The 7,834-nt window shown below is 32.1% G+C and carries 11 protein-coding genes; all 11 read left to right on the forward strand.

Going from position 1 to position 7,834, the window contains the following annotated elements:
• Nucleotides 1-383, forward strand: a 383-nt coding sequence (locus ABI549_RS12830) for an FAD-dependent oxidoreductase (protein ID WP_348076857.1), incomplete at its 5' end; no start/stop codon positions are given.
• Nucleotides 384-393: 10 nt separating this feature from the next.
• A complete protein-coding gene (locus ABI549_RS12835) occupies nucleotides 394-1,296 on the forward strand; it encodes a dialkylrecorsinol condensing enzyme DarA (protein WP_348076858.1) in 903 nt (300 codons plus the stop codon).
• A gap of 17 nt (nucleotides 1,297-1,313) precedes the next feature.
• Nucleotides 1,314-2,447 carry a beta-ketoacyl-ACP synthase III gene (locus tag ABI549_RS12840; protein ID WP_348076859.1) on the forward strand — a complete coding sequence of 378 codons (1,134 nt, stop codon included), beginning with the start codon at nucleotides 1,314-1,316 and terminating at the stop codon, nucleotides 2,445-2,447.
• A gap of 7 nt (nucleotides 2,448-2,454) precedes the next feature.
• A complete protein-coding gene (locus ABI549_RS12845) occupies nucleotides 2,455-2,889 on the forward strand; it encodes a hypothetical protein (protein WP_348076860.1) in 435 nt (144 codons plus the stop codon).
• Nucleotides 2,890-2,901: 12 nt separating this feature from the next.
• Nucleotides 2,902-3,363 carry an ABC transporter permease gene (locus ABI549_RS12850; protein WP_348076861.1) on the forward strand — a complete coding sequence of 154 codons (462 nt, stop codon included), beginning with the start codon at nucleotides 2,902-2,904 and terminating at the stop codon, nucleotides 3,361-3,363.
• Nucleotides 3,364-3,369: 6 nt separating this feature from the next.
• Complete coding sequence (locus ABI549_RS12855) at nucleotides 3,370-3,774, forward strand: hypothetical protein (protein ID WP_348076862.1); 405 nt, start codon at nucleotides 3,370-3,372, stop codon at nucleotides 3,772-3,774.
• Nucleotides 3,774-4,772, forward strand: coding sequence for a BtrH N-terminal domain-containing protein (locus ABI549_RS12860; RefSeq protein ID WP_348076863.1), 999 nt, complete (start codon nucleotides 3,774-3,776; stop codon nucleotides 4,770-4,772). Before ABI549_RS12855 ends, ABI549_RS12860 begins: the two co-directional genes overlap by 1 nt.
• Nucleotides 4,773-4,833: 61 nt before the next feature.
• Nucleotides 4,834-5,532: an ABC transporter ATP-binding protein gene (locus ABI549_RS12865; RefSeq protein ID WP_348076867.1), complete on the forward strand. Its 699-nt coding sequence runs from the start codon at nucleotides 4,834-4,836 to the stop codon at nucleotides 5,530-5,532.
• Nucleotides 5,522-6,805 carry an ABC transporter permease gene (locus tag ABI549_RS12870; RefSeq protein ID WP_348076864.1) on the forward strand — a complete coding sequence of 428 codons (1,284 nt, stop codon included), beginning with the start codon at nucleotides 5,522-5,524 and terminating at the stop codon, nucleotides 6,803-6,805. The genes ABI549_RS12865 and ABI549_RS12870 overlap by 11 nt, the downstream gene beginning before the upstream one ends.
• Entirely contained in the window at nucleotides 6,780-7,229 is a 450-nt protein-coding gene (locus tag ABI549_RS12875; protein ID WP_348076865.1) for an acyl-CoA thioesterase, read from the forward strand. Before ABI549_RS12870 ends, ABI549_RS12875 begins: the two co-directional genes overlap by 26 nt.
• Nucleotides 7,230-7,320: 91 nt before the next feature.
• Nucleotides 7,321-7,731: a GxxExxY protein gene (locus ABI549_RS12880; protein ID WP_348076866.1), complete on the forward strand. Its 411-nt coding sequence runs from the start codon at nucleotides 7,321-7,323 to the stop codon at nucleotides 7,729-7,731.
• Nucleotides 7,732-7,834 lie beyond the last annotated feature (103 nt).

The following is a 7,834-nucleotide window of genomic DNA, read 5'->3' on the forward strand; positions in this document are numbered from 1 at the left end:
ATCATGCCAAGCCTCAGGGTGAAGTCGGGGCGCGAACGCCAAAAACCAACCAGTTTTATATAAATGCAACACGAGGAAACGTTTACGGAACCGAAAAAACACTAAGTCAAGTAGGGCCATTTGCTTATAAAAATAAATCTGAAATAGATAATTTATATCTTTGCGGAGCAAGTACATTATCTCACGGGGTAACTGGAGCAACCTATTCAGGAATAGAAACTGCAGCAAGAATTCTGAATTGTACAAAAGATGATTTGCTAATAGAAGATGCAAACCAAAAATTACGAATTTATGATGCCGAAGACGCTTCAACTTGGCCGGAATGGATAAATGTAAAACGTTCGGATAAAGTTAGAACTTTCAAGGAAATTGTAAATGCTTAAAAAGTAGAAAATGAAAAATGTTCTCGTCATATATTATTCTCAATCAGGACAATTAGAATCTATTGCAAGAAATATTGCAAAACCATTATTGAATTCTGATGAAATTAATGTGGTATTTCATGAAATTCAATTAGAAAAACCTTTCCCTTTTCCATGGAATAAAGACGCTTTTTTTGATGCTTTTCCAGAATCATTTTTACAAATTCCAACAGAACTAAAGACTGTTCCTGCTGAAATATTAAACCAAAAATTCGATTTAATCCTTCTGCATTATCAAGTTTGGTATTTGTCACCATCTATTCCAATTAATTCATTTCTAAAAAGCTCGGAAGCCAAAACACTTTTCAATAACACACCAGTTGTAACCATTAGTGGTTCACGAAATATGTGGGTTATGGCACAAGAAAAAATCAAAGTTTTATTAAAAAATAATAATGCACAACTAAAAGGAAATGTAGCTTTGGTCGATAGAGTTGGCAATTTAATAAGTGTTATTACTATCGTAGAATGGATGTTTTCTGGAGTTAAAAAGAAATACCTAGGAATTTTTCCATTGCCAGGAGTTTCCGAAAAAGATATTGTTGAGTCATCAAAATTTGGAGAAATAATTCATAAAAATCTTCAAAACAATAATTTTGATAATCTTCAAACCCAATTATTGGAAAATAATGCAGTAAAAATAAGTTCCTATTTAGTTAAAGTTGACAAAACGGCTAACAAAATCTTTAATAAATGGTCTAATATTATCAATAATAAAAAACAATCAAGAAAAACGTGGCTAAAAATATTTAATATCTATTTATGGCTTGCAATCTGGTTAATCTCACCAATTGTGTATATCTTGCACGTTTTTTCATATCCTTTTTTCATTAACAAAATTAGAAGAGAAAAAGCTTATTATCAAGGCGTTTAAAATACAATTACAATATTATGTTTGATGTTTACATAACAAAATCCGGAAAATATTTACCAAATCAAGCTGTCTCAAATGATGAGATGGAAAATTATTTGGGACTTATAAATGAAGCAACATCTAAAGCAAGAAGAATAATTTTACGCAACAACAAAATTGTGAGTCGTTATTATGCTATTGATGAAAATGGAAATAGCACACACAGTAATGCCGAATTAACAAAAAATGCAATAACTGAATTGTTTGACCAAGGTTTTACAGCTCAGGATATGGAATTATTATCATGCGGAACTTCTACACCAGACGTATTTTTACCATCTCACGCCGCAATGGTTCACGGATTATTGAAAAATAAATCAGTCGAGCTAAATTCCTCCACAGGAGTTTGTTGTGCAGGAATGAATTCATTAAAATTCGGTTACCTTTCGGTAAAATCAGGAAACACAAAAAATGCAGTTTGTACAGGTTCAGAAAAAGTTTCTACTTGGATGAAATCTGAAAAATACGAACAAGAAGTTGTCAATTTAAAACACTTAGAAGAACAACCAATAGTGGCGTTCAAAAAAGATTTTTTACGTTGGATGTTATCTGATGGAGCAGCAGCTTTCTTATTAGAAAACGAACCAAAAGGCGAAATGTCACTCAAAATAGAGTGGATGGAAGCCTTCTCATATGCTCATGAACTTGAAGCTTGTATGTATGCCGGCGGGGATAAATTAGAAAACGGAGATTTAAAATCTTGGAGCGATTACCAACCAGACGAATGGCTCAACGAATCTATATTTTCTATCAAACAAGACGTGAAATTATTAGACAAAAACATTTTAATAAAAGGTGCGCAAAGCATGAAAGAAGCGTTGGATAAAAACAATGTTTCTGCAGACCAAATAGACTATTTCTTGCCTCACGTTTCTTCTCATTATTTTGTTGAAGGACTAAAAAAATCTTTCGCTGAAAACGGAATGGTAATTCCAAGTGAAAAATGGTTTATGAACCTTGCACAAGTAGGGAACGTCGGTTCGGCTTCAATATATTTGGCATTAAATGAATTAATGAATTCTGGAAAACTTAAAAAAGGAGACAAAATTCTTTTATCTGTTCCAGAAAGTGGACGATTTTCGTATGCATATGCTTATTTAACTGTTTGTTAGGAATATTATGGAAACATCAAATCCCATTTTTGAAAAAGATTTTGTAGAAAATTTATTGCCACAAAAGTTTCCTTTTGTCATGGTCGATAAACTGTATTCTTATACCGAAACTTCTTTGGTTTCAGGATTAAAAATACAAAGTGATAATATTTTTTTTCATAACGAAAATTTTGTAGAAGCTGGATTGGTAGAACACATGGCGCAATCTGTAGCATTACACACAGGATATCAATTTTATTTAAAACAAGAACCTGCGCCAACAGGTTACATAGGTTCGATTAAAGATATTGAGATAAAAGAATTACCAAAATTAGATGAAGAAATTCAAACGACAGTTTCTATTCTTCAAGAATTTGGAGGAATAACTTTAGTTGATATCGTAACAAAATTAAACGGAATCGAAATCGCTACAGGCCAAATGAAAACGGTTTTAGCTAAATAATTTCAAGAAGAAATGGATACTACTATAGACATAAAAAATTATTTGCCTCATCGTTCGCCAATGTTAATGGTCGATATGATTCTGATAATGGATGACGAAAAAGTAGAAACCATTTTTGAAATAAAATCAGATAATATATTCGTTCAAAATAACACTTTTATCGAAGCAGGATTAATCGAAAATGCAGCGCAAACTTGCTCTTCAATTGTTGCAAAAGATTATTTTGTAGATGAAAATAACGAAGACAAATCTGATGTAGATGTTGTTGGGTTTATAAGCGCCATAAAAACATTAAAAATTCATAAACTCCCAAAAGTTGGAAATACAATCAAAACAATTTCAACTTTAGTGTCAAAATTCGTAACAGACGATTATAGTTTGTGTACAATGTTTTGTCAAACTTTCAATAACGAAGAATTACTTTTAGAAGGAGAGATTAATCTTTTCATTCAAGAAAATCATTCAAAACAATAGAAAGCTATGAAAGAAAACGAAGTTCCACAAGACAAAGGCAATCTTTCTAAAAGCAATATGAAAGAATTGGTTTATGCTACCGACGAAAAAGGCAATTATACAACGGCTTTAAGTACAGGTTGGGAACCAAAAACGATTGCACTTTCTAATTCTATCGACGAAATAAACGAACGAATTGCTATTGCAAAAGAACAAGTAAAAAATGGTCAAGTAAGTCCAATTGTCTATTTTATGGAATTCTCTAAAATGGATATTGGTGTGTTGTCTAGTTACGTTGGTATGTGGCAATGGCGCGTAAAAAGACATTTCAAACCTACTATTTTTGCCAAATTAAGTGATACTATTTTACAGAAATATGCCGAAATTTTTAATATTTCGGTTCATGAATTAAAAAACTTTAAAACAGATTAATGGAAATCAATTTCACACATCATCAATCTGCGCATTGCGAAAACGGAGTAGCTTCTAATCTGTTAAAAAATAGTGGTTTAAATATTAGCGAACCAATGGTTTTTGGTATTGGATCAGGGCTTTTCTTTGTTTATTTGCCCTTTATAAAAGTCAATTACGCACCAGCAATAAGTTATAGACCCATGCCTGGCGCTATTTTTAATAAACTAGCAAAACGATTAGGATTAAAAATAAAAAGGCAAAAATTCTCTAGTGAAGCCAATGCGGTAAAAGCTTTAGACGAAAATCTAAAAAATAATATTCCTACTGGATTACAAGTTGGTGTTTATAATTTGACTTATTTTCCAGACGAATATCGTTTTCATTTCAATGCACATAATTTAGTCGTTTATGGCAAAACCGAAACCGATTATCTCATCAGCGATCCAGTTATGGAAACCGTAACGACACTTACACACCAAGAACTAAATAAAGTACGTTTTGCCAAAGGAGCTTTTGCACCAAGAGGACAAATGTATTACCCAATTTATATTCCTGCTACTATCGATTTAAAAAGTGCTATTATTAAAGGGATCAAGAATACTTGCCGTGATATGTTAGCTCCTGCACCTATTATTGGTGTTCGAGGAATAAAGTTTGTTGCCAGCAGAATTAGAAAATGGCCAGTAAAACACGGAACCAAAAAAGCCAATCATTACCTAGCTCAAATGGTTAGAATGCAAGAAGAAATAGGTACTGGTGGTGGCGGTTTTCGATTTATTTATGCCGCTTTTCTCCAAGAATCAGCTGTAATTCTAGAAAATGAAAAACTAAAAGAATTATCACTAGAAATGACAATAATTGGCGATTTATGGCGAGATTTTGCTGTAAATGCTTCTAGAGTTTATAAAAACAGAAGCACGCAAGCCGATGTTTACAACACCATTGCAGACCAACTTTTAGATATTGCGAATAGAGAAGAAGTTTTTTTTAAAAAATTAAAAGTAGCCATTAGCTAATCCTATTTTGAAACCCATTATCCAAATAACGCAACTCTCCAAAAAGTACAAAGATGCTGAAATGTATTCTTTGAGCGACTTTACGCTTTCTATATACGAAGGTCAGATTTTTGGTTTGTTAGGACCAAATGGTGCGGGAAAAACAACCTTAATTTCCATGCTTTGCGGATTAGTAAAACCAACATCAGGAAGTTTTTCGATTGATGATTTGACGTATGCAAAAAATTCTAGCGAGATAAAAAAAATCATTGGAGTAGTTCCTCAAGAATATGCATTATATCCAACATTAACCGCAAGGGAAAACTTACTGTATTTTGGAAGTATGTATGGTTTAAAAGGAGATGATTTAAAAGAGAAAGTAATCGAAAGTCTTGATTTTCTTGGATTATTAAAATTTGCCGACAAAAGAATAGAAACTTTTTCTGGCGGAATGAAACGCCGAATTAATCTCATCGCCGGAATTTTGCACAATCCAAAAGTGCTTTTTCTTGACGAACCAACTGTTGGTGTCGATGTGCAATCTAAAAACGCGATTATCGATTACCTAAAAAAACTCAACAAAAACGGAACTACTATAATTTATACTTCACACCATTTGTCTGAAGCACAAGATTTTTGTACAGATATTGCCATTGTCGATAGAGGAAAAATTTATGCACAAGGAACACCAAATAACTTGATTGCTTCAATCGAAAATGCACGAAATCTTGAAGACGTTTTTATTTCATTAACCGGAAAAGAATTGCGAGATGATATATAAATTATTCATGTCGGTTTACAAGGAATTCCTACTCTTAAAAAGAGATATAGGTGGCGTTGTTATTCTATTTATCATGCCATTGGTACTCATCATTACCGTTACTTTAATTCAGGATAGTACTTTCAAAACGGTTAGTGATGCAAAAATCCCCATTCTTTTAGTCGATAATGACAAAGGAAATGTATCTAAAACTGTTTTCGATAATTTACAAAAGAGTAATATTTTTACGGTTGTTACCAAAATAAATAACGAACAACTAACAGAATCATTGGCTAAAGAATCAGTTTTCAAAGGGAAATACCAATTGGCAATCATTATTCCAGAAAAACTGAGTGTCGATTTACAAACTAAAATTGATCAAAATGTCGAAAAAATTACGGCTAGCTTAGGAATGACTGATACTTTGGTAAAAGCTGAAAACATTAAAAGCGTCAATCAAAAAGAAGTAAAATTGTATTTTGATCCTGCGGTACAAATGAGTTTCAAGAATGCGGTAATGAGTTCGATCGACAAGATGATTTCTCAAATAGAAACTAAATCTATTTATGCTACTTTTCAAGCGCAATTAGGAGAAGAAACAACCCCTTTCGAGCAAAAAAGTTTTATTACATTCAAAGAAATTGTTCCAAAAGTGAATAATGAAGAAATCATCCCAAATTCAGTACAACATAATGTTCCGGCTTGGACTTTGTTTGCCATCTTTTTTATTATAATTCCATTATCTATCAATATTGTAAAAGAAAAATCACAAGGAACATTTGTTCGTTTGCGAACCAATCCAGTTTCTAATATCATTGTTATTGCAGGAAAAACGATTACTTATTTGATCATTTGTATGATTCAGTTTTACATGATGATTTTAGTCGCCATTTTCTTATTTCCAAACATAGGTTTACCATCATTGAATGTAGAAGGTAATTTATTTCTGATGAGTGTTGTAGCGCTATTTTCAGGATTTGGTGCCATTGGTTTCGGAATATTATTAGGTACAATTGCTAGTACGCAAGAGCAATCTGCTCCTTTTGGTGCCACTTCTGTTATCATATTGGCAGCAATAGGTGGTATTTGGGTTCCTGTTTTTGCGATGCCAAAAATGATGCAAGTCATAGCACAATCATCGCCTATGAATTGGGGGTTGAATGCCTTTTATGATGTGCTTTTGCGTCATGGTTCCATAGTAGATATTCTACCAGAAATAAGTTTATTATTTTTATTTTTCATAATTACCACAACCATTGCATTGCAGTATGATAAGAAGAAAAGAGCAGTTTAATGAAGCAAAGGAGTTAACTATTTCACATGAAATCAGAGTTCGTTTTAACGAAACTGATCCGCTTGGAATTGTTTGGCACGGCTATTATATTACCTATTTTGAAGACGGTCGTGAAGCGTTTGGCCGCCATCACGGTATTTCGTATCTCGATATTTTCGATAGCGGTTTTACAACACCAATCGTCAAATCTACTTGCGAGCACAAGCTCTCTTTACGTTACGGCGATGTGGGTCGAATAGAAACGACCATTGTAGATACGCCAGCTGCTAAAATGATTTACAGATATGTTATTTATGATGCCAATAACGAAATTGCTTGTACAGGAGAAACTGTTCAGGTTTTTTTAGATAAAAATGGAGATTTAATGCTAACCAATCCGCCTTTTTATGAGGAATGGAAACGGAAGGTTGGTTTAATAAAATAAACATAAATTTTTACAGGTTGAATTTATGATTAAAAAGGTTTGTTTTTTAACCACATAGAATCATAGATTTGTAATTATAAAATAAAATGTGATGACTCAAAAATATTTAGATGAACTTACTTATGAGATTATTGGATCTGCAATTGAAGTTCATAAAATTATGGGGAGAGGTTTGCTTGAAAGTGTTTATCATCAATGTTTAAAAGAAGAATTAACACATAGAAAAATAAATTTTTCATCAGAGATGAAAATTCCAGTCATATATAAAAATAAGGAATTAGAAACTGATTTTAGATGTGATTTATTTATTGAAAATGCTATTGTTGTTGAGCTAAAATCTGTTTTTGAAATTCATCCTATGTTTGAAGCAAAGCTTTTAAACTATATGAAACTTTTAAAATCACCTAAAGGAATTTTAATCAATTTTAATTGTTTTAATATTTTCAAAGAAGGTCAAAAGACTTATGTAAATGAGTATTTTAAAAGTTTACCTAAAGAATAAAAACTATGTTTCTATGTGGTTTAAAAAACAGTAGAATTATTATAAAAAATGAGAAGAGAAGTATTTATTACCGAAACAAACTGCATTACACCAATCGGGTTTG

This window comes from Flavobacterium sp., assembly GCF_039932285.1.
In the GTDB taxonomy this organism is placed as follows: Bacteria; Bacteroidota; Bacteroidia; order Flavobacteriales; family Flavobacteriaceae; genus Flavobacterium.